The following is a 1,004-nucleotide window of genomic DNA, read 5'->3' as shown; positions in this document are numbered from 1 at the left end:
CACATAAGGCTCTACCTAAATAGATTTCGGGGAGAACCAGCTATCTCCCGGTTTGATTGGCCTTTCACCCCCAGCCACACGTCATCCGCTAATTTTTCAACATTAGTCGGTTCGGTCCTCCAGTTAGTGTTACCCAACCTTCAACCTGCACATGGCTAGATCACCGGGTTTCGGGTCTATACCTTGCAACTTAACGCCCAGTTAAGACTCGGTTTCCCTTCGGCTCCCTTATTCAGTTAACCTCGCTACAAAATATAACTCGCTGACCCATTATACAAAAGGTACGCAGTCACCTCTCGGCTCCCACTGCTTGTACGCACAAGGTTTCAGGTTCTCTTTCACTCCCCTCCCGGGGTTCTTTTCGCCTTTCCTTCACAGTACTGGTTCACTATCGGTCAATCAGGAGTATTTAGCCTTGGAGGATGGTCCCCCCTTCTTCAAACAGGATTCCTCGTGTCCCGCCCTACTTCTCGTTAGCTTAGTACCACCGTGCCGCCTTAAGGTACGGGATTATCACCCTCTATGATTGAACTTCCCAGTCCATTCCCCTAACAGCTCCGTTATCACTAACCGGCTCCTCCGCTTTCGCTCGCCGCTACTCACAGAATCTCTTTTGATTTCTTTTCCTCGGGTTACTTAGATGTTTCACTTCTCCCGGTTCGCCTTTCATTACTATGTGTTCATAATGAAATGATAGACTCTTCGCCTATCGGGTTTCCCCATTCGGATATCTCGGATTATTCGCCTCTTATCAACTCATCCAAGCTTTTCGCAGATTTGCACGTCCTTCTTCGCCTCTGATTGCCTAGGCATCCACCTTGTGCGCTTATTCACTTAACCATACAATCTTGAATGTTCCGCTATCAATAACTTCATCATCCATTCTCGTATCTCTAGCATACTTAGCCACCTTTCAGACTAAGTATACCCTACTCAGACTTCCTCTCGAAAATCTCTCAGTTTTCAGCTTGTTTCTATATTGTTAAAGAACTTCTTTAGAGACA

1 rRNA gene is annotated in these 1,004 nt (G+C 46.5%); it reads right to left on the bottom strand.

The window, feature by feature from the left end:
• A 23S ribosomal RNA gene (locus HNR69_RS09485) occupies nt 1-840 on the bottom strand; the annotation flags it as partial.
• Nucleotides 841-1,004 lie beyond the last annotated feature (164 nt).

Source organism: Histophilus somni, assembly GCF_014202395.1.
In the GTDB taxonomy this organism is placed as follows: Bacteria; Pseudomonadota; Gammaproteobacteria; order Enterobacterales; family Pasteurellaceae; genus Histophilus; species Histophilus somni.
Note: the sequence above shows the minus strand (reverse complement) of the source record. Positions and strands in the feature narration are given on the sequence as shown.